The sequence below is a fragment of the Stenotrophomonas sp. SKA14 genome (assembly GCF_000158575.1).
GTDB lineage: Bacteria > Pseudomonadota > Gammaproteobacteria > Xanthomonadales > Xanthomonadaceae > Stenotrophomonas > Stenotrophomonas forensis.
Genome location: NZ_DS999412.1, coordinates 4,848,183 through 4,869,823, shown reverse-complemented (window position 1 = coordinate 4,869,823; position 21,641 = coordinate 4,848,183). Strand labels below are relative to the sequence as shown.

The following is a 21,641-nucleotide window of genomic DNA, read 5'->3' as shown; positions in this document are numbered from 1 at the left end:
GTGCATGCTGGTCCCGGGAGCCCTGCGTGGTCACGGGGAGGTGGCCATGCGGGGTCGGGTCAGGCGTCAAGAATGGCGTCCGCCGGCCGTTGAGGTCGGGGACGTGGAGGATTCGTTCGCGCATGAAGCCAGCCGACTGCACAAGGAAGATCGACCGATGCCGGCGCTGAAGCGGGCGTTGGCCCGGCCGCTGCGCGCCATTACCTGGGGCGGCGTGCTGCTGGGGGTACTGCTGGTGGCGGGCCTGGCCGCCATGCTGGTCAACGACCACCAGCGCCGGCTGGAGGCCGCGCAGCGCCAGAGCCGCGCGCTGGCGGTGGGCAGTGAACGCCTGCTGGCGCTGGAGCTGCGCAACCTGGAGCGGGCGATGTCGGGCATCGCTGCCGATGCCGTCGAGCTGTTCCGCAGCGTGCCGGTGCAGGCACCGGCGTTGCTGGACGCTGCCATCGGCGGCGTGCTGAGGCGCCATGCCGAACTGCACAGCATCGTGGTGCTCGACAGTTACGGCCGAGCACTGACCGCCGGCCAGGGCGACCTGCAGCTGCCGCTGTGGACCGACCCGCAGCGACGCGGGCAGGGCAGTGCGCTGTACATCGGGCCGCCGTTGCGGGCCGGCGATGGCAGCTGGGTGGTGCCGCTGGCACTGCCGATGGCCGGTGATCGCTGGTTGTTGGCGCGGCTGCGCTGTGCCGAACTGCAACGCATTGCCGGTGGCCTGGATGTCGGCCCCAATGGCCTGGTCTCGATCAGCGATGCCGAGGGCTACATGCTGGCCCGCGTACCGGATCCGCATGGCACGGTGGGGCGTCGCTACACCCTGCCGCGCCGCGACCTGCTCGGTACCCAGGCCGTGGTCGAACTGGGCAGCCTGCCCGGCGCGGTCGATGGCGTGCCGCGCATCACCACCATCAGCACGCTCGACCGCAGCCCGCTGGCGGTGCAGATTGGATTGGCCGACGAAGACGTACTGGCGCCATGGTGGCCCTACCTGCAGGCGTCGATCGCCATCGTGCTGGCCTACATCGCGGTGCTGCTGGTGCTGCTGTACGCGGTGCGTCGCACCACCCGCCGCCAGCAATCGATGGCCGAGGAACTGAAGGCCGGCCATGCCGAACTGCGCCTGGCCCACCAGGTCGGGCGCGTCTGCACCTGGTACGTGGACGAGGACGCCGCACTGCTGCGCTGGTCACCGCTGGCGCGCGAGATCTTCGGCGTGCAGACCGATGCCCTGCCGGTCGCCGACTTCTTCGCGCGCGTGCATCGCGATGATGCCGCGCGCCTGCAGCAGGCCTTCGACCAGGCGTTCGCCGGTGGCGCCGTGCTCGACCAGGTGTTCCGCCTGGTACTGCCCGGTGGCGAGGTGCGCTGGGTCGGCGCGCGCGGGCAGCGGGTGGAAGTGGACGATAGCGAGCGGCGCATGATCGGTGCGCTGACCGACCTGAGCGAGCGCTACCAGGCGCGCGAGCAGATGAGCGAAGTGGAACGCCGCTTCCGCCTGTTGTTCGACCGCAACCCGGCGCCGTTCTGGGTGTTCGACCCGGACACGCTGCGCTTCATCGAGGTCAACGACGCCGCGGTGCGCCAGTACGGCTACAGCCGCGAGGAATTCCTGGCGATGAGCATCCTCGACATCCGCCCGCGCGAAGGCTGGGACGAGGTGAAGGGGGCGATCGCCAAGGCCCGCGTGGGCGAACTGCAGGACGCCACCGTGCGCCTGCACCGGCGCAAGGACGGCAGTGTGTTCGAAGTGCGCGCGCACCTGTCCAAGCTCGATTTCGATGGCCAGCCGGCGTGCCTGGTGCTGGCCGAGGATGTCAGTGAACGGCTGGCCTATGAGCGCGACCTGGCTTACCAGGCGCGGCACAACCCGGCCACCGGCCTGCTCAACGTGCGTGCGTTGACCGAGCAGCTGGACGAGCAGCAGGAGGGCTACACCATCGCCTTCGTGCAGCTGCGCGGCCTGCAGCTGGTGGCCGATACGCTGGGGCGCGAGATCGGCGATGCGGTGCTGCAGTCGATGGCGACCCGCCTCGGTGGGCTGGGCGCGCGCTGCGGCACGCTGGCGTTCCAGCCGGCGGAGGACTTCGTGTTCGCCATCGGTACCGGCCACGATACCCAGCGCGTGCTGGATGATCTGCTGCAGATCGTGTCGGCGCCGATGCGGGGCAAGGATTCGCTGCACCAGTTCGAGCCACGCATCGGCGTGGCGGTGCATGTGCCGGGTGACGGCCACTCCGCCGAGCAGGTCATCGGCATGGCCGCGCAGGCCGCCCACGCAGCGCGTGCGGAAGGCAACGTGGTGGTGTGGTTCGATGCGGCGGTGACCACGCGGCTGGCCGACCGCCTGCGCCTGGCCGGGCGCATCCATGCCGCCATCGACAACGAATTCCAGCTGTACTTCCAGCCGATCCGGCATGCCGGCGATGGCAGCCCTGTTGCGCTGGAGGCCCTGCTGCGCTGGCCGCAGGCCGATGGCAGCTTCATTCCGCCCAACGAGTTCATCCAGCTGTGCGAGGAGACCGGGCTGATCCTGGCGCTGGGACGCTGGGTGATCCGCGCGGCGGCGAAGGCGCAGCGCCGGCTGGTCGAGGCCGGCTGGGGCGAGTTGCCGATCGCGGTGAATGTCTCGGCCGTGCAGTTCTTCAACAGTGACCTGGTGGCCGAGTTCACCCGCGCCCAGCAGGAGTTCGGGCTGGCCCGCGGCGCGCTGCACGTGGAGCTGACCGAGAGCAGCCTGATGCGCAAGCCGGCGCAGGCGATGCAGACCATGCAGCGCCTGCACGAGCAGGGCATCAGCGTCTCGCTGGATGACTTCGGTACGGGTTACTCCAGCATGTCCTACCTGCAGCACCTGCCGCTGGACATCCTGAAGATCGACCGCAGCTTCGTTGCGGACGTGGAAACCAACCCGCGCAACGCGTCGATCTGCCGCGCACTGCTGTCACTGGGCCACAGCATGGGGCTGACCATCATTGCCGAAGGCGTGGAGACGCCGGGGCAGCTGGACTGGCTGGCCGCACACGGCTGCGACCAGGTGCAGGGCTACCTGCTGGGGCGGCCGGCGCCGCTGGAGCAGATCATCGACGCGCTGGATGAAGTTGCCGCCTAAGTGGTAGTGCCGGCCGCTGGCCGGCATTCGCCCAGGACCGGGATGTGTCTGATTGCCGGCCAGCGGCCGGCACTACCGGCAAACGCAGGCTCGGCTACACCCCGGCCTCCACCAGGTGGTCGATGAAGCTGCGTACCTTCGGTGCCAGGTGGCTGCGGCTGGTGTAGACCGCGAAAATGCCGATCGGCGAGGCCTCCCACTCCGGCAGCACGCGCACCAGGCGGCCATTGGCCAGCGCGTCTTCCAGCAGGAAATCCGGCTGCAGGATCACGCCCATGCCGGCGATCGCCGCTTCGCGCAGCACATCGCCGTTGTTGGCGTGCAGCAGGCTGCTCACCGCCACCTTCACTTCACCGCCGGGCCCCTGCAGCGGCCAGTGATCGCCAGCGGCCCAGTAGCTGTAGCTCAGGCACGCGTGTGCCGGCAGCTCCTGCGGCGTCTGCGGCGTGCCCCGCGCGGCCAGGTAGGACGGCGCGGCACACAGGCTCACCCGCGATTGGCCCAGGCGGCGCGCGATCAGCGCCGGGCTGGGCTCGCGGGTGATGCGGATGGCCACGTCGTAGCCTTCCTCGACCATGTCCACCAGCCGGTCGGACAGGGCCAGGTCCAGCTCCACCTGCGGGAAGCGCTCACGGTAGCTCGCCAACAAGGGGCCGAGGCGGGCGATGCCCCAGCTGACCGGTGCGTTGATGCGCAGCGTGCCGGAGGGCTCAAGCGCCTGCGCACCGATGCTGGCCTCCAGTGCATCGAACTCGGCCAGCAGGCGCACGCACTGGGCGTAGTAGGCCGCACCGGCACTGGTCGGGCTGACCCGGCGCGTGGTGCGGTGGAGCAGGCGGGTAGACAGGCGTTTTTCCAGCGCGGCGACCTGGCGGGTAACCCCGGCCGTGGACAGGTCCAGCGCCTGCGCGGCGGCGCTGAAGCCGTTGCGCTCGACCACCGCCACGAACACGCGCATCGCCTCGAGGGTGTCCATTGTTGCGCCTTTTGAAATAAATACGGTCAAACGATCGTATTTATCGGCCCGTGAGGGCGCAATAACCTGTGTCCACTCCCTTCAAGGTGCTTTGCCATGCACACCTCCACCGCTCCCGTTCCGCCGCTGGCCCCGTACGGTGCCACCCTGCTGCGCCTGGCCCTGGGCGTGCTGTTCCTGGTCCACGCATTGACCAAGCTGCTGGTGTTCACCCCGGCCGGTACGGCGGCGTTCTTCGAGTCGCTGGGCCTGCCCGGTGTGCTCGGTTACCTCACCATCGGCGTCGAACTGGTGATCACCGCCGCGCTGCTGCTGGGCATCTACGCGCGCTGGGTCGGCCTGGTCGGCGTGCCGCTGCTGCTGGGCACCATCGTCACCGTGCATGGCGCCAACGGCTTCGGTTTCGCCAATGCCGGCGGTGGCTGGGAATACCCGGCGTTCTGGGCGCTGGCGCTGGTGGTGCTGTTCCTGGTCGGCGACGGCAAGTGGACCCTGCGTTCGCGCTGATCGCCGCCTGACCCTGCAACTGGAGAATTCCATGTCCCGCCTGCCTTCGTTGTACATCTCGCATGGTTCGCCGATGACCGCCCTGCATCCGGGCCAGGTCGGCGTGCGCCTGGCCGAGCTGGCGCAGGACCTGCCGACGCCGCGCGCCATCGTGATGGCCTCGGCGCACTGGCTGGGCCGGCAGCCTCTGGTCGGCGCGCATCCGCAGCCGCCTACGATCCACGACTTCGGTGGCTTCCCGCGCGCGTTGTTTGAACTGCAGTACCCGGCGCCGGGTGATCCGGCGCTGGCCGAAGAGGTGGCCGGCCGCATCGCCGCCGCCGGCCTGCCGGTGGCCCTCGACCCGCAGCGCGGCCTCGATCACGGCGCGTGGGTGCCACTGCGCTTGCTGCGCCCGCAGGCCGACATCCCGGTGGTGCCGGTGTCGATCCAGCCGCTGCTCGGTCCCGAGCACCAGTTCGCGCTGGGCCGCGCGCTGGCGCCGCTGCGCGAGCAGGGCGTGCTGCTGGTCGGCTCGGGCAGCATCACCCACAACCTGCACGACTGGGGCGACTACCAGGACGGCAAGGAAGCGCCGTACGTGCGGCCCTTCATCGAGTGGGTCGAGCAGCGCCTGGCCGCCGATGATCGCCAGGCCCTGTTCGATTACCGCCGGCAGGCGCCGTTCGCCGAACGCGCGCACCCGACCGACGAGCACCTGTTGCCGCTGTTCTTCGCGATGGGCGCGGCAGGCGAGGGCGGCTTCGGTGCCCAGCGCATCGATGCCGGTATCGATGCCGGTTTCCTGGCCATGGACCTGTACCGCTTCGACGGGGCATGAGCCGGGGCTGACGCGCGGCGCCGCCGTTGGTCGCGGCCGCGGCGGCGTGTGGTAGTTTTTCCCGGGTTTCCGGCGCTGGCTCCCGAGCCTCCCCGCGCGCCGCTTCCTGGAAGAAGCATGCATACCATTGAAGTCGTCCTGGCGATGCTGGTGGCCGTTGTCGCCAGCGGCTACCTGGTTCGCGTCCTGCCGTTCTCGTTGCCGCTGCCACTGGTGCAGATCGGCCTGGGCGCGGTAATCGCCGGGGTGTTCAACCGCGGCCACGCGCTGGAGCCGGAAGTGTTCTTCCTGCTGTTCCTGCCGCCGCTGCTGTTCCTCGATGGCTGGCGCATTCCCAAGCAGGGCCTGTTCCGCGACAAGGGCGCCATCTTGGAACTGGCGTTCGGCCTGGTGGTGTTCACCGTCATCGGCGCCGGGTTCCTGATCCACTGGCTGATCCCGGTGATGCCGCTGGCGGTGTGCTTCGCGCTGGCGGCGATCGTGTCGCCCACCGATCCGGTGGCGGTCGGCGCGATCGCCTCCAAGGCGCCGATTCCCAAGCGCCTGATGCACATCCTGGAAGGCGAGTCGCTGCTCAACGATGCGTCCGGCCTGGTCTGCTTCCGCTTCGCGGTGGCGGCGGTGATGACCGGCACCTTCTCGCTGGCCACCGCCTCGCTGACCTTCGTGTGGGTGGCGGTGGCCGGCCTGGCAGTGGGCGTGGCGGTCACCCTGGGCGTATCGACCTTCCAGCGCTGGCTGTGGCGCCGGTTCGGCGAAGAGCCGGGCGCGGCGATGCTGGTCAACCTGCTGATCCCCTTCGCCGCCTATCTGCTGGCCGAAGAGATCCATGCGTCGGGCATCCTCGCCGCGGTCGCCGCCGGTATCGCGATGAGCTACGTGGAGCTGACCGGCCGCGTCTCCGGCAGCATGCGCGTGCAGCGTGCCGGGGTCTGGAACATGCTGCAGTTCAGCTTCAACGGCATCATGTTCGTGCTGCTGGGCGAGCAGCTGCCGGGCATCGTCGAACGCGCCACCACCACCATGAACGAGAGCGGCCACCAGAGCGCGTGGTGGCTGCTGGTGTACGTGGTAGTGATCAACCTGGCCCTGGTCGTGCTGCGCCTGCTGTGGGTGTGGCTGTCGCTGCGCTGGAACCTGCTGCGCGCACGGCGCCGCGGCCTGGAGCGGGGCGAGGCGCCGAACTGGCGCATCGTGGTCGCGACCTCGGTGGCCGGCGTGCGCGGTGCGATCACCCTGGCCGGTGTGCTGACCCTGCCGCTGTTCCTGCCCGATGGCAGCGCGTTCCCGGCCCGCGACCTGGTGATCTTCCTGGCCGCGTCGGTGATCCTGTTCTCGCTGCTGGGCGCCAGCATCGCGCTGCCCCAGCTGTTGAAGGGCCTGCAGCTGCCGGCCGATTCGGGCGAACGCAAGGAAGAGGATCTGGCACGCCGGCTGTCGTCGAAAGCGGCGCTGGCCGGGGTCGAACGCATGCGCCAGCAGATGGTGATGAACCAGAACACCGAGAACGTGCAGCTGTACAACGATGCCGCTTCACGGGTGAGCCTGCTGTACCAGCGGCACCTGGAAAAGGACAGTGACGGCCCCGACGTGGACCCGGACAAGGTGCGCCGCATGGAACAGGGCTATCGCCAGCTGCGCAGCGCCGGCCTCAATGCCGAGCGCGAGGAACTGTTCCGGCTGACCCGGCGCGGGGTGATCTCCGACGAAATCTCGCGGCGCCTGATCCGCAACCTGGACCTGCTGGAATCACGCAAGCGCGAATGACCGTGTACCTCGGGTGGGTGCGGACCTTGGTCCGCACACCTTTCAGCCTTATTCCGGCTTCGTTTCCAGGAAATACGCCTCGACCTTGCCCTTGACCTTGATGGTCATCGGGTTGCCGCGGCGGTCGCGGGCCTTGCCGGCCTGCACGCGGATCCAGCCTTCGCTGACCGAGTATTCCTCGACGTTGTCGCGCTCGACGTCGTTGAAACGCACGCCGACGCCGCGCTCCAGCGCCTGCGCATCATGGAAGGGGCTGGCCGGATTGATCGCCAGGTGGTCGGGAGGGGTATCGCTCATCGCTTCATTCACAGTGACGGCCACCACGGCCGGCTTCAGCGGCACAGGATAAACCGTAGAATGCCGGCCTGCCCCAGAGGAAGTTCCGCCATGCCCGACAACAGCGACTATTTCGACTTCGAGGAAGACATCCACGACTTCGACGAGGAGGGCTTCGAGGCGCGGGTCTGGAACCTGCTGGTGCTGATCAACCCGGGCGATGAGGAGCTGGCGCTGCAGCAGTTCAACCGCTGGCGCGAGCACCTGGCCGAGGACGGCCAGCCGCTGGAAGCGGACAGCGACTGGCTGCCGGCGCTGTTCACCGCCATCGCCTGGCAGTCCGGCTTCGAGGTCGAGCGCGACGATCTGGAAGCGCTGCAGTCGGCGGTGAACGAGCTGTCGGCGCGCTTCAACCTGCAGCTGGACTGGGGCGGAGACCTGGACGACGAGGACTTCGCCGAAGGCCTGGACGGCGTGCAGCTGATGTCCACCGCCTTCGACCGCCTGCGCGAGCACAACTACACGCTGTGGAGCGTGGATGCCGGCAGCGATGGCTTCACCGGCGTGATGGCGCTGACCCGCGACGATGACGCGATGCTGGCGCTGTGCTCGCTGCTGAACGTGGAAATCCGCCTGGGCAGCGACCCGTTCTGAGCGGGACAGGTGGGTGCGGAGCCCGCCTATGGATGGATGCCAACCTTGGTCGGCATGCCCTGTGCCTGATGTGCGGACCAAGGTCCGCACCCACCACAGCAAGTGGTAGCCGCACCCACCACAGCAAGTGGTAGCCCCACCCAGCACGGCAAGCGGTAGCCACCAACGGCTGCCTACGGCCGGTACTGCGCCCTTGCGTTGGCGATCACGGCCTTGACCAGCTCGCGGTCGGCGTGCCGGGAAATGGCCCGTGCACCGAGCGCGATCGCCTGCGCACGCAGCTCGGCAGTTACATCGTAGTGCGCGCCGCTGGCCTTGTTCTGGAAGGCCCGCGGCGGAATGCCGAGCTGCGCCGCCATCGCGTGCAGCTCGGCCAGGGTGTCGGCCATCAGGTGCGCCCAGCGCTGTCCGCGCCAGGGATGCACCGCGTCATCGACGTAGACCGTCACCGCCGCGGCCGGTTCAGGCCTGCGGCTTGCTGTCGCTGTCAGCGGCCGGGGTCGCTTCGGCGGCGGCTTCTTCGGCCACGTCGCCCTCGGCGGCTGCGTCTTCCTTGCTCTCGGCGGCTTCGACGCCTTCGAACTCGGCGACCAGCTTGTCCAGGTACTCGTCAGCGGTCTGGCCGGACTCTTCGGCCAGGGTGTCCAGCAGCTTCTGCAGCAGCTCGGAGTATTCCAGGCTGACCTTGCGGCCTTCCTTCTCCTGCACGTTGGCCAGGTGCTTGAGCATGGCCAGCATCGGCACCGGGTTCTCGGCGTTGCCCATGGTCTGGCCGCCGATGGCCAGCAGCCACTCGCGGCCCTGCAGGCCGATGGCGGCGACCACCTGGCCGTCTTCGCTGGTCAGCACGGCGTGGTTCTGCACCTGCTGCTGGGCGTTCAGACGGAGGAACGGGCGCTTGCCCTGCTGCTTCTTGCGCTTGTCGCGCTTGGCCTTGGAGTTCTGGGACATGAGGTGGGGTCACCTGGATACGGAAAGACCGCCATTGTAGCGGGTGCGCCGGGTGATGCCCCTGGTGGGTGCGGACCTTGGTCCGCACGCTTTGTGCCCGATGTGCGGACCAAGGTCCGCACCCACAGTTTATTCTGCTTGCCCCTGCACAGATTGTTCTGCCGGCCTCTGCGCGGCCTGCACGTCCGGGTCGGCGCTGGGCGCCGACAGCCCCACCTGCGGGCCGGCCCCGGCCAGCGCGGCGGCTTCGGCGGCCTGGGTCATCACCACGATGCTGATGCGGCGGTTGATCGGGTTCTGCGGGTCGGCCTTGTCGAACAGCACCGACGAAGACAGGCCGACCACGCGGGTGATCTTGCTGTCCTCCAGGCCACCATCGATCAGCGCGCGCCGCGCGGCGTTGGCGCGGTCGGCGCTCAGTTCCCAGTTGCCGTAGCCGCGGGCGGCCGAATAGGCGGTGATGTCGGTATGCCCGGTCAGGCTGATCCGGTTCGGCACGTGGTTCAGGTACTCGGCCAGCTCGTGCAGGATCTGCTGCGTGTACGGCTTCAGCGTGGCGCTGCCGAGGTCGAACATCGGCCGGTTCTGCTTGTCCACGATCTGGATGCGCAGGCCTTCCGGGGTCAGGTCCAGCAGCAGCTGGTCCTTGAATGGCTCCAGCGCCTGGCTCTTGCTGATCGCTTCCTGCAGTTCCTTCATCAGCTGCTCCAGCTGCTGCTTGTCGCGCTGCTGCTGGTCCAGCGGCTGCGGCACTGCTTCCTTCTGGTTCTGGAAGGGATCGTTGCTGTTGCCGCGGGAAACGTCGGTGGCACCGCCCAGCTTGATCATCGAGGTGCTGGCGCCGCCCGGGCCGGCCATGCCGGGGGCGGGGGTGGCGCTCTTGCCGCTCAGCGGGCTGGGGTTGCGGAAGTATTCGGAAATGGCCGCGCGCTCGGGCTTGCTGGTGCTGGCCATCAGCCACAGCACCAGGAAGAAGGCCATCATCGCGGTCACGAAGTCGGCATAGGCGACCTTCCACGAGCCGCCGTGGTGGGCGGCGTGGCCGGCCTTCTTGACCCGGCGGACGATGACGGTGGGCTTGGTCTCGGCCATGGCTTACTTGACCGTCTTCAGGTGCTGCTCGAAATCGGAGAAGGCCGGGCGCACGTTCGACGGCAGCGTCTTGCGGGCGAATTCCAGCGCGATCTTCGGGTTGTAGCCACGCAGGCAGGCCAGCAGGGCGGTCTTCACCGATTCGTAGATGCGGCTGTCCTGTTCGGCGCGGGCTTCCATTGCCGCGGCCATCGGGCCGACGAAGCCGTAGCCCAGCAGGATGCCGAGGAAGGTGCCGACCAGTGCGCCGGCCACGTGGCCGCCGACCTCGACGATGTCGCCGCCGATCGAGCCCATGGTGATGACGATGCCCAGCACCGCCGCCACGATGCCGAATCCGGGCAATCCGTCGGCGACCTTGGTCAGCACCTGCGACGGTGCCATGGCCTCGGCATGGTGCTTTTCCAGCTCCAGTTCCAGCAGTGGCTCCAGCTCGTGCGGCTCGATGTTGCTGCCGATCATCAGGCGCAGGCAGTCGGTGATGAAGTCGATCAGGTGGTGATCGGCCTGCACCTTGGGGTAGTTGCCGAACAGTGCGCTCTCGGCCGGGCGCTCGACATGGTCTTCCAGCGCCATGAAGCCTTCGCGGCGCGCCTTGTTGAGCAGTTCGTACAGCAGGCTGAGCACATCGATGTAGTCCTGCTGCTTGTAACGCGGGCCCTTGAACACGCCAACCATGGCCTGCAGGGTCTGCTTGACCGTCTTGGCCGGGGTGCCGACCAGGAACGCACCCAGTGCGGCACCGCCGATGATGACCAGTTCGTAGGGTTGCCACAGCGCCCCCAGCCGACCGTGTGCGCCGAGGTAGCCGCCCAGCACGCTGATGATGACGACCAGGAATCCAACGATGATGAGCATGGCGCGACGCAAGGAGCGGGGATATCTCCTTGTCGGCCCATCATCTGGTTTTCTGAAGAGGGAATTCTGTGAAATCGGTCGGCGGGGTGTTTCAGCCCGCCACACCGGCCTCCGCACCGCCACGCCGCAGCGGATCAGGCCATGGCTCGCCATTCCCTGTGAACGAAAGTGAGACCGAGTTCAGGCAGTGGCGTTCGTAGGTGGGCGGCGGGCCGTCCGGGAATACATGGCCCAGATGGCTGCCACAGCGGGCGCAGGTGATCTCGGTGCGGACCATGCCGTGGCTGGTATCGCGGATTTCGCGCACATGCGCCGGGTCGAACGGCGCAAAGAAGCTGGGCCAGCCGGTGCCGGAATCGAACTTGGTGCTGGAGCGGAACAGCGGCAGCGCGCACAGCCGGCAGCAGTAGACGCCCTCGCGCTTGTTGTCGAGGAACACCCCGCAGAACGGTGCCTCGGTGCCGTGCTGCAGCAGCACGCGGCGCTCCTCGCTGCTGAGGCCGGCAATCAGCGCCTCGGTCTGGGTGGCGGTGGGGGGCGTCAGGTCGAAGGCAGTCATGCCGGCTCTCCGTGGGTCGATGGCCTGGGGATGCCCGCAGAAGTGGGGGTGGCGGCACGGCCTTGCAAGTGTGATGGCCGTTCATGGGCGGCACACAGGGGCAGGCGCAAGGTGAACACGATCCACGCCGGAGCGTGCCATGAAAACGACCCTTCCCCTGCTGCTGCTCGCCCTGCTGCCTGCGCTGGCGCTGGCCCAGGTGCCCACTGCCGATCCCACCGCCACCCGCAGCACCACCACCGTGGCACCCGCGCCCGTAGTGCCGCCGCCACAGGCCGCGCGCCCACAACCGCAGGTTCTGCCCTCGCCGCAGCCGGCGCAGCCGATCCGGTCCACCGGCCCGGCCCAGGTTGCCCCGGCACCGGCGCCGAAGCCGGCCGACAAGGTGTACGACCGCAACGGCCGCATCGTCCCCGGCGTGCGCCCGGCCGGTCCCAACCGCGTGTTCGATTCGCGCACCGGCCGCTATTACGACAGCGTGCCGCAGGGCGATGGCCAGCAGATCCGCTAGCGCCGGCCTGAACGCACGAAAACAACCGCGTGCGGATCACTGCTTTTTCGCCTGCGATTAACCGTTGCGGGACCACTTTGGCGGTGCGCCGGCATCCCGTCGTCGCATGTCCTTCGTCCATTGGATCGCGATCATGAAAAACCAGCAGAACCGTCATCCCGGCAAGGAACCGCAGGGCCGCAACCCGCAGCAACAGCAGCAGCAACAGCAGCAGATGGATCAGCAGCAGCCGCACAAGGGCGGCAAGCAGCAGGAGCAGCGCTCGCAGAAGCACCCTCAGCAGCGCTGACGGGCCCGGGGTCGGATCCCGCACTGCGGGCTCTGGCCCCAACCGCGTTGAGCCCTCAGTCCGGAATCGGCAGGCTCAGCGTCTCCTTTACTTCCTCCATCACGATGTAGCTCTTCGATTCGCGCACATGCGGCAGGGTCAGCAACGTGCTGCCGAGCAGCTTGCGATAGGAGGCCATCTCGCTGATGCGCGCCTTCAGCAGGTAGTCGAAGTCGCCCGACACCAGGTGGCACTCCAGCACGTTGGGCAGCTTCAGCGCCGCGCGCCGGAACTCCTCGAAGATGTCGCCGGACTTGTAGGCCAGGCTGATCTCTACGAACACCAGCAGGCTGGCTTTCACCGCCGCCGGGTCGAGGTGGGCGTGGTAGCCGGTGATCACCCCCTCGCGCTCGAGCCGGCGCACGCGCTCGGTGCACGGGGTGGTCGACAGGCCGACCCGCTCACCCAGTTCGGTGAAGGAGATGCGGCCCTCGGCCTGCAGGATGCGCAGGATCTTGCGGTCGATCTTGTCCAGTTCGCGGGTACGGGTGGCCATGGCCGTCAACCTTGGGGAATGAATTGCAGGAGAACATCCTGCCGGTTGATTTCAAATCAGGCAAATCAACTGGTATCGGCTGTCTATACTTCCCCAATTGTGGTCCCGGCGCGCTCCAGTGCAGGGAATGATCGGGTTGGAGAAGTCCCATGCGAGTCCTAGTTCTCGGCAGCGGCGTGATCGGCACCACCAGTGCCTGGTACCTGCGACAGGCCGGGTTTGAAGTCACGGTCATCGACCGCCAACCCGGTCCGGCGCTGGAAACCAGCTTCGCCAATGCCGGGCAGCTGTCGTTCGGCTACACCTCGCCATGGGCGGCCCCGGGCGTGCCGAAGAAGGCGATCGGCTGGCTGTTCGAGAAGCACGCGCCGCTGGCGATCAAGCCGGGCATGGACCTGGCCCAGTACCGCTGGCTGTGGCAGATGCTGCGCAACTGCACCCATGAGCGCTACGCGATCAACAAGGCGCGCATGGTGCGCATGTCCGAGTACAGCCGCGACTGCCTGAACGAGCTGCGCGCGCAGATCGGCATCGAGTTCGAGGGGCGTGACCTGGGCACCACCCAGCTGTTCCGCACCCAGCAGCAGCTGGACGCCTCGGCGCAGGACATCGAGATCCTGGCCCAGTACGGCGTGCCGTACGAAGTGCTGGACCGCGCCGGCATCATCCAGGCCGAACCGGCCCTGGCCCATGTCGATGGCCTGGTCGGCGCGCTGCGCCTGCCGCGTGACCAGACCGGCGACTGTCAGCTGTTCACCCGCCGCCTGGCGCAGATGTGCGTGGATGCCGGCGTCGAGTTCCGTTTCGACCAGGACATCACCGGCCTGGAGTTCGATGGCGACCGCATCAGCGGCGTGCGCATCGGCGGCACGCTGGAAACCGCCGACCGCTTCGTGGTCGCGCTGGGCAGCTACTCGCCCGCGCTGGTCGCGCCGCTGGGCATGCGCCTGCCGGTGTACCCGCTGAAGGGCTACTCGCTGACCCTGCCGATCACCGATCCGGCGATGGCGCCCACCTCGACCATCCTTGATGAGAGCTACAAGGTGGCGGTAACCCGTTTCGACGACCGTATCCGTGTCGGTGGCATGGCCGAAGTGGCCGGCTTCGACCTGTCGTTGTCGCAGCGCCGTCGCGAGACCCTGGAGCTGGTGGTCAGCGACCTGTACCCGAAGGGCGGCGACCTGTCGCGCGCGCAGTTCTGGACCGGCCTGCGCCCGGCCACGCCGGACGGTACGCCGGTGATCGGCGCCACGCCGTTCCGCAACCTGTACCTCAATACCGGCCACGGCACCCTGGGCTGGACCATGGCCTGTGGCTCGGGCCGTTACCTGGCCGACCTGATGAGCGCGCGCCAGCCGCAGATCAGCACCGAAGGCCTGGATATTTTCCGCTACGGCCAGTACGGTCACGCGCCGCAACATGAGAACCGCACATGCGTCCTGCCCGCGCGCTGATCGATCTGGGCGCCCTGCGCAGCAACTACCGGCTCGCCCGTGAACTGGGCGGTGGCAAGGCCCTGGCGATCATCAAGGCCGATGCCTACGGCCACGGTGCGGTGCGCTGTGCACAGGCGCTGGAAGGCGAGGCCGACGGTTTCGGCGTGGCCACCATCGAAGAGGCGCTGGAACTGCGCCAGTCCGGCATCCGCGCGCCGATCCTGCTGCTGGAAGGGATCTTCGAGCCCAGCGACATGGCGTTGGTGGCCGAGCACGATTTCTGGTTCGCGGTGGGCTCATCGTGGCAGCTGGAGGCACTGGCTGCCTTCGACAGCCCGCGCCCGCTGACGGTGTGGCTGAAGCTGGACAGCGGCATGCATCGCCTCGGCCTGGACGTGGACAGCTTCCGCGCCGCGCATGCACGCCTGTCGGCGCTGCCGCAGGTCGAGCGCATCGTGCTGATGACCCATCTGGCGCGTGCCGACGAGCTGGACAGCGAGCGCACCCATGAGCAGGCGGCGACCTTCGCCCGCGCCATCGACGGCCTGTCCGGCGAGACCAGCGTGTGCAATTCGCCGGCGCTGCTGGGCTGGCCGGATGTGCGCAGCGACTGGGTGCGCCCGGGCCTGATGCTGTACGGCGCCAACCCGCTGCCGGACAACACGGCACTGACCGAGCGCCTGCGCCCGGTGATGACCATGCAGTCGAAGGTGATCGCCGAGCGCTGGATCGAGGCCGGCGAGCCGGTGGGCTATGGCGCCCGCTTCGTGGCGAAGTCGCGCACCCGCGTGGGTGTGGTCGCGCTGGGTTACGCCGACGGGTATCCGCAGTTCGCCCCGAACGGCACTCCGGTGCTGATCGACGGCCAGCCCGGTGGCCTGATCGGGCGCGTGTCGATGGACATGTTGACCGTGGACCTGACCGCACATCCGCAGGCAGGAATCGGTAGTGTCGTGGAGCTGTGGGGTACCGCGCCGACGTTGTCCGAACTGGCACCGCGCTGTGGCGTAAGTGCCTATCAGCTGCCGTGTGCGGTCAAGCGCGTGGCGCGCGTATATCAGGACTGAGGTGCTGCCGGCCAGCGGCCGGCACTCCCTGGATGCGTCCACGGCTCTGGTAGCCGCCGACCTTGGTCGGCGCCGTGAATGCGTGTCGACCAAGGTCGACACCTGCCAGAGCCGAGCGCGGCGCGGAATTACCGCGCTGCGGTCGCCTGGCTGGTCAGCTGACGCTTCACCCAATCATCGATCAGGCGCTTCTCGTAACGCAGCGGATCGCTTTCGCTCCTCAGCCCCAGGTTGTGCAGGTAGCCGCTGTCGCTCAGCTTGGCTTCGCCCTCATCGACGATGCGGCCGCTGGCGTCCTTCAGCGTGTACTGCAGGGTGATCCGCGGCGGATAGATGTCGCGCATGATCCGGATGTCGCTGCCGCGCGGGCCGTGCCAGGGCTCATAGTCGCCAGCACGCTTGATGTCGACCAGGGTCACGTCCAGGGTCTGCCCGGACTGCAGCGGCTTGGCCGCCGTGGTCTGCACGTAGCGGGCCAGCTGCTGCACCCAGTCGCCACGTTCGGCTTCGAAGCGGTTGGTGCTGCGGCGGATTTCGGTGAAACCGGCCGGATCGTCCCACTTCACGCTGACCGGGCCATCGGCCTGCAGCGCGCGTGGGGCCTGCGGATCGGTGACGGTACGCGGCGCGGCGTTCGCGGCGCCGGCCATGAGGGCGCCTGCCAGCAGCAGGGCGGTGGCCAATGTGCGGTTCATGACGGTCTCCTGCGCCCCATCGATGGGGACGGTTCTGTCTATGGATCGAGTGTGATCCTGGTCCCGGGTCATCGCAACGGCCGATTACGTCATGCGCAAGAGCGGTTGCCGCCAATTCATCGTCGTCAACCCTGACTGACGGCGCTTGACGCTGTGAATACGCTCTCTGGAAGATGCTGTGTCTCCAATCCGGCCCGTCCAGACGCCCTTGTCCACACTGCCGCCCCTAGTGGAGCGCCCACCGTTGATGGTGCCGGCGCCCGAACCCGACCTGCATCATGGCGTGCTTGAGCGCATCAACGCCGGTTTCTGTGTGATCCAGGTGCTGTTCGAGGGCGATCGTGCGGTCGACTATCGCTTCATCGAGGTCAACGACGCCTTCGAGCGCCATACCGGGCTGAAGGATGTACGCGGCCAGCGCATGAGCCTGCTGGAGCCGAACCACGAAGAGGACTGGTTCCGCATCTATGGCGAGGTTGCCCGCAGTGGCCGCCCGGCGCAGTTCGAGATGGAAGCGCGTGCGCTGGGGCGCTCGTTCGCGGTCGACGCCGTGCGCGTGGGTCGTCCCGGCGAAGACAAGGTCGGCATCCTGTTCTTCGACATCACCGCGCGCAAGCAGATGGAAGTGGAACTGGGCGAGAGCGAAGCCCGTTTCAGCGCGCTGGCCGATGGCCTGCCGATGCCGGTGTGGGTGCTGGACGAGCGCGGCCACGCCCGCTTCGTCAACAGTGCCTTCAGCGAGTTCTTCGGTGGTGACGAGACGCGCGTGCCGGAAGACGTGTGGCGCGGCCTGGTTCATCCGGATGACGCCTCGGTGTTCGAGTACGAACTGCAGGAGGCGCTGAAGGCGCAGCGTTCCATGCATGCCCTGGTACGTGCGCGCCGCGCCGATGGCCAGTGGCGCTGGCTGGAGATGAACGCCCGGCCGCGTTTCTCGCGGATGGGCCGTTTCATCGGCCTGGCCGGTAGCAGCCCGGACGTGACCGAGCGCCGCGAGATCGAGCTGGCCCGCGAGGAACTGCTGCAGTCCGAACGCGCCGCGCGCAGTGCCGCGGAAAACATGGCGCGGCTGAAGGACGAATTCCTGGCCACGCTGTCGCACGAGCTGCGTACGCCGCTGACCACCATCCTGGGCTGGAGCGAGCTGTTGCTGCAGCGCGTGGACAACACCAGCCCGCTGTACAAGGGCCTGAACGTGATCGCCAACAGCGCCGGCGCGCAGAAGCGGCTGATCTCGGACATGCTCGACCTCAGCAGCATGCTGCTGGGCAAGGTGCAGCTGGAAGTGGAAGTGCTGGACCTCAATCTGCTGCTCGGCGAAGCCATCGGCGCGCAGGAACTGGTGGCCGAAGGCAAGGCGCTGGACGTTCACCTGCAGCTGCCCGAGCAGCCCAGCCTGGTGCTGGGCGATGCCACCCGCCTGCAGCAGGTGCTGTGGAACCTGCTCTCCAATGCCATCAAGTTCACCCCGGCCGAAGGCCGCATCGACCTGCAGCTGCAGGCCGACGGCAACCACTGGGTGATCACCGTGCATGACACCGGCGACGGCATTGCGCCTGAGTTCCTCCATCACCTGTTCAGCCGTTTCCGCCAGGCCGATGGCACCACCACGCGCCGTCACGGTGGCCTGGGCCTGGGCCTGGCGATCGTGCAGCAGCTGGTCGAACTGCATGGCGGCACCGTGACCGCCGCCAGCGAAGGCCACGGCCACGGCGCCACCTTCACCGTGCGGCTGCCGCAGCACATTCCCGATGCCGAGCGCCGTCCACTGCGCGAAGTGATCAGCGGGCCGATCCTGGAGCCGGTGATCGTCGAGCCGTATCCGCTGCGCGGCATGCACGTGCTGGCGGTGGAAGACCAGCCGGAAGTGCTGGAGTACCTGCGGCGCATGCTGGAAGAGCAGGGCGCCAGTGTCGCTGCGGCCAGCTCGGCCGGCGAGGCGCTGGCGCTGCTGGCCGACACCGGCCACCTGCAGTTCCACGTGATGCTGACCGACATCGGCATGCCGGGCATGGATGGTTATGGCTTGGTGCGCACGCTGCGCGAGGACATGGGCGTGGATGCGGCGACCCTGCCGGCGGTGGCGGTGACCGCGCTGGCGCGCGCCGATGACCGCCGCCGCGCCCTGGCGTCAGGCTTCCAGGAACACGTGGCCAAGCCGTACTCGGTGGCGCAGCTGGTGGCTGCCGTGCGCAAGGTGCAGGTGCCGCGCGCAGACAGCGCGCTGCACTGAGCATTCACGGCCGATCGGCGACCCTGCATGCAGGAGGTCGCCGATGTCCCGCATAGCTCCCCGCATCCATACCGATCCGGCGCAGATCGCGCGCCTGGAAGCCCTGTTGCCACAGCTGGAAGGTGAAACGCAGGTGCAGCTGACCCTGCATGACGGTCGCCGCCTGCTGGGTACCGTGGCGGTGAAACCCACGCTCCAGCAGTACCGCAACGATGCTGGCGATGAAGGCAGCAATGGCCAGCTGCGCCTGGATGACTACGACACGCCGGTGCAGCAGCACCACGTCTGGCTGGATGAGATCGCCAGCATCGACCGTCTGCCACCCAGGGCACCCTGATCCGATGTAGCGCCGAGCCCTCGCTCGGCGCTACTGCGCCTGAGCATGGGCTCGGGCGCTACACGGCTACACGGATGTCAATGCTCGAACAGCGTCGGCGTCGCCTCGAACCGGCGCGCATAGGCGCGTTCCTCCGCCACCCGGGCCACCTCGTCATCGGCCAGGTCGGGCGCGCCGTACACCGCATAGGCCACGCTGCCGTCGGCGCCATGGCCGACCTGGTGCAGCCGGTAGCGCGAGTGGCCGCCGCCGGTGTCCTCGGGGTAGTGCACGGGCGGATGGCTGCCTTCCAGGTCCATTTCACTGTTGTCGACCACGCCACCGACGAACAAGGCTCGCATGCAGGTTCTCCTGGGTTTGCGGGGGAGCCTCTACCCTGAACGTTTCAATGTTGCTGGCACATCAAGGCCCCGTTCGGGTTTCGCAAAGTGGCCCGCCGGGGCCGGACCGGCCAAGCCGGTACAATGGACGGCCCTCACGCTTGAAGTACCCGCGCCGATGGCCTCCAGCGACGACGCCCCCCTGCAGACCCTGTTCCTGCCGTTCTCCCAAGGTGCCCTGCGCTGGCCGGAGGGCCCGGTGGCCTTCCTGCGTGCCCGCGACGGCTGGCCGCTGCGCGAAGCGGCGGGCAACCGCGAGGTGCACTGCGAGCAGAGCTTCGCCCCGTTCGCGCAGCCGCTGCAGCAGGCCGCCGGCTGGACCGTCAGTGGCCAGCTGGATGACGTGGCCGGCAAGGGCCGCTACCCGCTGGTGCTGGTGCTGCCACCGCGCCAGCGCGAAGAGGCCCGTGCGCTGTTTGCCCGCGCGCTGGCGCTGGTGGCCGACGGCGGTCGCATCGTGGCCTGCCAGTCCAACAACGAAGGCGCACGCTCCGGCGAGGGCGACCTCAAGCAGCTGACCGGCCTCGGCGGCAGCCTGACCAAGAACCACTGCCGCGTGTACTGGACCGCGCCGATGCAGGGCCAGCACGATGCCGACCTGGCCAGGCGCTGGTCGGCGCTGGATGCGGTGCGCCCGATCGTCGGCGGCCGTTTCCTCAGCCGCCCGGGCGTGTTCGCCTGGGACCGCATCGATCCGGCCTCGGCATTGCTGGCCGAGCACCTGCCGGCCGACCTGGCCGGGCGTGCCGCCGATCTCGGTGCCGGCTACGGCTACCTGTCGCGCGAGCTGCTGGAGCGCTGCCCGAAGATCACCGCGCTGGACCTGTACGAGGCCGAGCAGCGCGCGCTGGCCCTGGCCGAACTGAACCTGGCGCCGCCGCCGCGCCCGCTGCCGCTGCGTTTTCTGTGGCGTGACGTCACCGCCGGCATCGAGCCGGGCTACGACGTCATCATCAGCAACCCGCCGTTCCATACCCCCTCGCGTGCCGACCGCCCGGACATCGGCCAGCGCTTCATCGCCGTGGCCGCGCAGGCGCTGCGCCCGGGCGGGCGGCTGTATGTGGTGGCCAACCGCCACCTGCCGTACGAGCACACCCTCAACGACAGCTTCGGCGCGGTGCGCGTGGTTGCCGAGCGCGACGGTTTCAAGCTGGTTGAAGCGGTGAAGGGGAAGGGCCGATGAAACTGGTCAAGCACATCGCCAACCTGGGCTATGGCAGCCGCAAGCAGGTGCAGTGGATGTTCCGCGAAGGCCGCGTGACCGATGCCGACGGAGAGGTGCTGTATGCCGACGACCAGGTGCCGCACGAGGCCATCCGCGTTGACGGCGAGCCGCTGGATCCGCCGGTGGGGCTGTCGATCGCGCTGCACAAGCCGGCCGGCTACACCTGTTCGACCAAGGACACCGGCCGCCTGATCTACGACCTGCTGCCGCCGCGCTTCCGCGACCGCGACCCGGTGCTGTCCACAGTCGGACGCCTCGACCGCGAGACCAGTGGCCTGCTGCTGCTGACCGACGATGGTGGCCTGCTGCACCGGATCATCTCGCCGAAGTCGAAGCTGCCCAAGGTCTACGAGGTCGAGTTGAGCGAGGACCTGCGCGGCGATGAAGTGGCCCTGTTCGCCAGCGGCACGCTGATGCTGGAGTCCGAGAAGACGCCCCTGCTGCCGGCTGAACTCGAGGTGCTGGATGCGCGCCGCGCGCGCCTGGTGCTGCACGAAGGCCGCTACCATCAGGTACGCCGCATGTTCGCCGCCACCGGCAACCACGTGCAGGCCCTGCACCGCAGCCGCGTTGGCGGGCTGGACCTGCAGGGGCTGGACGAAGGGCAATGGCGGCAGCTCACCTCCACCGACCTGGATACGTTGTTCGCTCCATGACCACCCTCGCTGCGCTGCCGTTCCTGCCCGACGCCGTCATCTTCGACATGGACGGCCTGATGATCGACAGCGAGCGGGTCGCGCTGGCCTGCTGGAGCGAGGCCGCCGACGAATTCGGGCTGGGCCTGGACGAAGCGGTGTTCCTGCGCATGGTCGGCCTCGGTGACCGTGACACGCACGCACTGCTGCGCGCGCAGGGCATCGAAGACAGCGTGATCGAGGCGGTGGCGGCACGCTGCCATGACCTGTATGAAGCACGCACGCAGACGGGCCTGCCGCTGCGGCCGGGCATCCTGGAGCTGCTGGAACTGCTGAAGGCGCACGCGATTCCGCGCGCGGTGGCGACCACCACGCGGCAGCCGCGCGCCAACCGCAAGCTGGCCGCGGCCGGCCTGCTGCCGTACTTCGATGCGGTGATCACCAGTGGCGACGTTGCGCGGCCGAAGCCGGCGCCGGACATCTACCTGTTGGCCGCGCAGCGGCTGGGCCAGGCACCGGAGCGCTGCCTGGCGCTGGAGGATTCACCGGCTGGTACGCGCGCCGCATTGGCGGCCGGCATGACCGTGATCCAGGTGCCGGACCTGGTGCATCCTGACGAAGAACTGCGCGCGCTCGGCCATCGCATCGTCGGCTCGCTGGTGGACGCGCACGCACTGCTGCTGCCGCTGCTGCCGAAATAAGGTGGGTGCCAACCGCCCCTGACGGTGG

The 21,641-nt window shown here is 68.4% G+C and carries 24 protein-coding genes; 14 read left to right on the top strand and 10 right to left on the bottom strand.

Annotated features, from left to right (window positions below):
• Positions 1-46: 46 nt before the first annotated feature.
• On the top strand, positions 47-3,109 hold the full coding sequence (locus tag SSKA14_RS22290) for an EAL domain-containing protein (RefSeq protein WP_040009038.1): 3,063 nt from the start codon (positions 47-49) through the stop codon (positions 3,107-3,109).
• A 94-nt stretch (positions 3,110-3,203) separates the two neighbouring features.
• Here SSKA14_RS22290 and SSKA14_RS22285 read toward each other — a convergent pair whose 3' ends face one another.
• On the bottom strand, positions 3,204-4,085 hold the full coding sequence (locus SSKA14_RS22285) for a LysR family transcriptional regulator (protein WP_008264458.1): 882 nt from the start codon (positions 4,083-4,085) through the stop codon (positions 3,204-3,206).
• A 96-nt stretch (positions 4,086-4,181) separates the two neighbouring features.
• Here SSKA14_RS22285 and SSKA14_RS22280 point away from each other — a divergent pair, with 96 nt between their 5' ends.
• From SSKA14_RS22280 to SSKA14_RS22270, 3 genes are all read left to right on the top strand, one after another.
• Positions 4,182-4,592 (top strand): DoxX family protein, encoded by a 411-nt coding sequence (locus SSKA14_RS22280; protein WP_008266638.1) that lies wholly within the window; start codon positions 4,182-4,184, stop codon positions 4,590-4,592.
• Positions 4,593-4,623: 31 nt separating this feature from the next.
• On the top strand, positions 4,624-5,412 hold the full coding sequence (locus SSKA14_RS22275; protein ID WP_008264660.1) for a class III extradiol ring-cleavage dioxygenase: 789 nt from the start codon (positions 4,624-4,626) through the stop codon (positions 5,410-5,412).
• 117 nt (positions 5,413-5,529) lie between these two features.
• A complete protein-coding gene (locus tag SSKA14_RS22270; RefSeq protein ID WP_008267158.1) occupies positions 5,530-7,179 on the top strand; it encodes a Na+/H+ antiporter in 1,650 nt (549 codons plus the stop codon).
• A gap of 48 nt (positions 7,180-7,227) precedes the next feature.
• Here the strand turns inward: SSKA14_RS22270 and SSKA14_RS22265 are convergent, their stop codons facing one another.
• Positions 7,228-7,476: a DUF3297 family protein gene (locus SSKA14_RS22265; protein WP_012509930.1), complete on the bottom strand. Its 249-nt coding sequence runs from the start codon at positions 7,474-7,476 to the stop codon at positions 7,228-7,230.
• A 90-nt stretch (positions 7,477-7,566) separates the two neighbouring features.
• On the opposite strand from SSKA14_RS22265, the gene SSKA14_RS22260 reads away from it, so the two are divergent.
• Positions 7,567-8,109, top strand: coding sequence for a hypothetical protein (locus SSKA14_RS22260; RefSeq protein ID WP_008266256.1), 543 nt, complete (start codon positions 7,567-7,569; stop codon positions 8,107-8,109).
• Positions 8,110-8,282: 173 nt separating this feature from the next.
• Here SSKA14_RS22260 and SSKA14_RS22255 read toward each other — a convergent pair whose 3' ends face one another.
• From SSKA14_RS22255 to msrB, 5 genes are all read right to left on the bottom strand, one after another.
• Positions 8,283-8,558, bottom strand: a complete 276-nt coding sequence (locus SSKA14_RS22255; RefSeq protein WP_004153991.1) for a DUF4031 domain-containing protein — start codon at positions 8,556-8,558, stop codon at positions 8,283-8,285.
• A 13-nt stretch (positions 8,559-8,571) separates the two neighbouring features.
• On the bottom strand, positions 8,572-9,060 hold the full coding sequence (locus SSKA14_RS22250) for a hypothetical protein (RefSeq protein ID WP_008264953.1): 489 nt from the start codon (positions 9,058-9,060) through the stop codon (positions 8,572-8,574).
• A gap of 129 nt (positions 9,061-9,189) precedes the next feature.
• Entirely contained in the window at positions 9,190-10,152 is a 963-nt protein-coding gene (gene motB / locus SSKA14_RS22245) for a flagellar motor protein MotB (RefSeq protein WP_008268627.1), read from the bottom strand.
• Between the two features lie 3 nt (positions 10,153-10,155).
• On the bottom strand, positions 10,156-11,010 hold the full coding sequence (motA, locus tag SSKA14_RS22240; protein ID WP_008264562.1) for a flagellar motor stator protein MotA: 855 nt from the start codon (positions 11,008-11,010) through the stop codon (positions 10,156-10,158).
• 91 nt (positions 11,011-11,101) lie between these two features.
• Positions 11,102-11,569, bottom strand: a complete 468-nt coding sequence (gene msrB / locus SSKA14_RS22235) for a peptide-methionine (R)-S-oxide reductase MsrB (protein ID WP_004153995.1) — start codon at positions 11,567-11,569, stop codon at positions 11,102-11,104.
• A 139-nt stretch (positions 11,570-11,708) separates the two neighbouring features.
• Between msrB and SSKA14_RS22230 the strand changes: the two genes are divergently transcribed.
• Both SSKA14_RS22230 and SSKA14_RS22225 read left to right on the top strand, forming a co-directional pair.
• On the top strand, positions 11,709-12,080 hold the full coding sequence (locus SSKA14_RS22230; RefSeq protein ID WP_008265044.1) for a hypothetical protein: 372 nt from the start codon (positions 11,709-11,711) through the stop codon (positions 12,078-12,080).
• Positions 12,081-12,186: 106 nt separating this feature from the next.
• On the top strand, positions 12,187-12,369 hold the full coding sequence (locus tag SSKA14_RS22225) for a hypothetical protein (RefSeq protein WP_008264479.1): 183 nt from the start codon (positions 12,187-12,189) through the stop codon (positions 12,367-12,369).
• 55 nt (positions 12,370-12,424) lie between these two features.
• On the opposite strand, the gene SSKA14_RS22220 is transcribed toward SSKA14_RS22225, so the two are convergent.
• A complete protein-coding gene (locus tag SSKA14_RS22220) occupies positions 12,425-12,904 on the bottom strand; it encodes a winged helix-turn-helix transcriptional regulator (RefSeq protein ID WP_005407919.1) in 480 nt (159 codons plus the stop codon).
• A 149-nt stretch (positions 12,905-13,053) separates the two neighbouring features.
• Between SSKA14_RS22220 and SSKA14_RS22215 the strand changes: the two genes are divergently transcribed.
• Together SSKA14_RS22215 and alr are read left to right on the top strand one after the other, a co-directional pair.
• Complete coding sequence (locus SSKA14_RS22215; RefSeq protein WP_008267290.1) at positions 13,054-14,358, top strand: D-amino acid dehydrogenase; 1,305 nt, start codon at positions 13,054-13,056, stop codon at positions 14,356-14,358.
• Complete coding sequence (gene alr, locus SSKA14_RS22210; RefSeq protein WP_008267887.1) at positions 14,337-15,407, top strand: alanine racemase; 1,071 nt, start codon at positions 14,337-14,339, stop codon at positions 15,405-15,407. The genes SSKA14_RS22215 and alr overlap by 22 nt, the downstream gene beginning before the upstream one ends.
• Before the next feature lie 128 nt (positions 15,408-15,535).
• On the opposite strand, the gene SSKA14_RS22205 is transcribed toward alr, so the two are convergent.
• Positions 15,536-16,102: a DUF3016 domain-containing protein gene (locus SSKA14_RS22205; protein ID WP_008264508.1), complete on the bottom strand. Its 567-nt coding sequence runs from the start codon at positions 16,100-16,102 to the stop codon at positions 15,536-15,538.
• 247 nt (positions 16,103-16,349) lie between these two features.
• On the opposite strand from SSKA14_RS22205, the gene SSKA14_RS22200 reads away from it, so the two are divergent.
• Both SSKA14_RS22200 and SSKA14_RS22195 read left to right on the top strand, forming a co-directional pair.
• Positions 16,350-18,335: an ATP-binding protein gene (locus SSKA14_RS22200; protein ID WP_008268656.1), complete on the top strand. Its 1,986-nt coding sequence runs from the start codon at positions 16,350-16,352 to the stop codon at positions 18,333-18,335.
• Positions 18,336-18,378: 43 nt separating this feature from the next.
• Entirely contained in the window at positions 18,379-18,672 is a 294-nt protein-coding gene (locus SSKA14_RS22195) for a DUF3247 family protein (protein WP_008266427.1), read from the top strand.
• 77 nt (positions 18,673-18,749) lie between these two features.
• On the opposite strand, the gene SSKA14_RS22190 is transcribed toward SSKA14_RS22195, so the two are convergent.
• A complete protein-coding gene (locus tag SSKA14_RS22190; protein ID WP_005407925.1) occupies positions 18,750-19,013 on the bottom strand; it encodes a hypothetical protein in 264 nt (87 codons plus the stop codon).
• A 157-nt stretch (positions 19,014-19,170) separates the two neighbouring features.
• Here SSKA14_RS22190 and SSKA14_RS22185 point away from each other — a divergent pair, with 157 nt between their 5' ends.
• The 3 genes from SSKA14_RS22185 to SSKA14_RS22175 are packed head-to-tail and all read left to right on the top strand — an operon-like array spanning position 19,171 to position 21,613.
• Positions 19,171-20,235: a class I SAM-dependent methyltransferase gene (locus SSKA14_RS22185; RefSeq protein ID WP_008266654.1), complete on the top strand. Its 1,065-nt coding sequence runs from the start codon at positions 19,171-19,173 to the stop codon at positions 20,233-20,235.
• Positions 20,232-20,933: a pseudouridine synthase gene (locus SSKA14_RS22180; protein ID WP_008265578.1), complete on the top strand. Its 702-nt coding sequence runs from the start codon at positions 20,232-20,234 to the stop codon at positions 20,931-20,933. The genes SSKA14_RS22185 and SSKA14_RS22180 overlap by 4 nt, the downstream gene beginning before the upstream one ends.
• Positions 20,930-21,613 carry an HAD family phosphatase gene (locus SSKA14_RS22175; RefSeq protein ID WP_008266244.1) on the top strand — a complete coding sequence of 228 codons (684 nt, stop codon included), beginning with the start codon at positions 20,930-20,932 and terminating at the stop codon, positions 21,611-21,613. The genes SSKA14_RS22180 and SSKA14_RS22175 overlap by 4 nt, the downstream gene beginning before the upstream one ends.
• Positions 21,614-21,641: the final 28 nt, after the last annotated feature.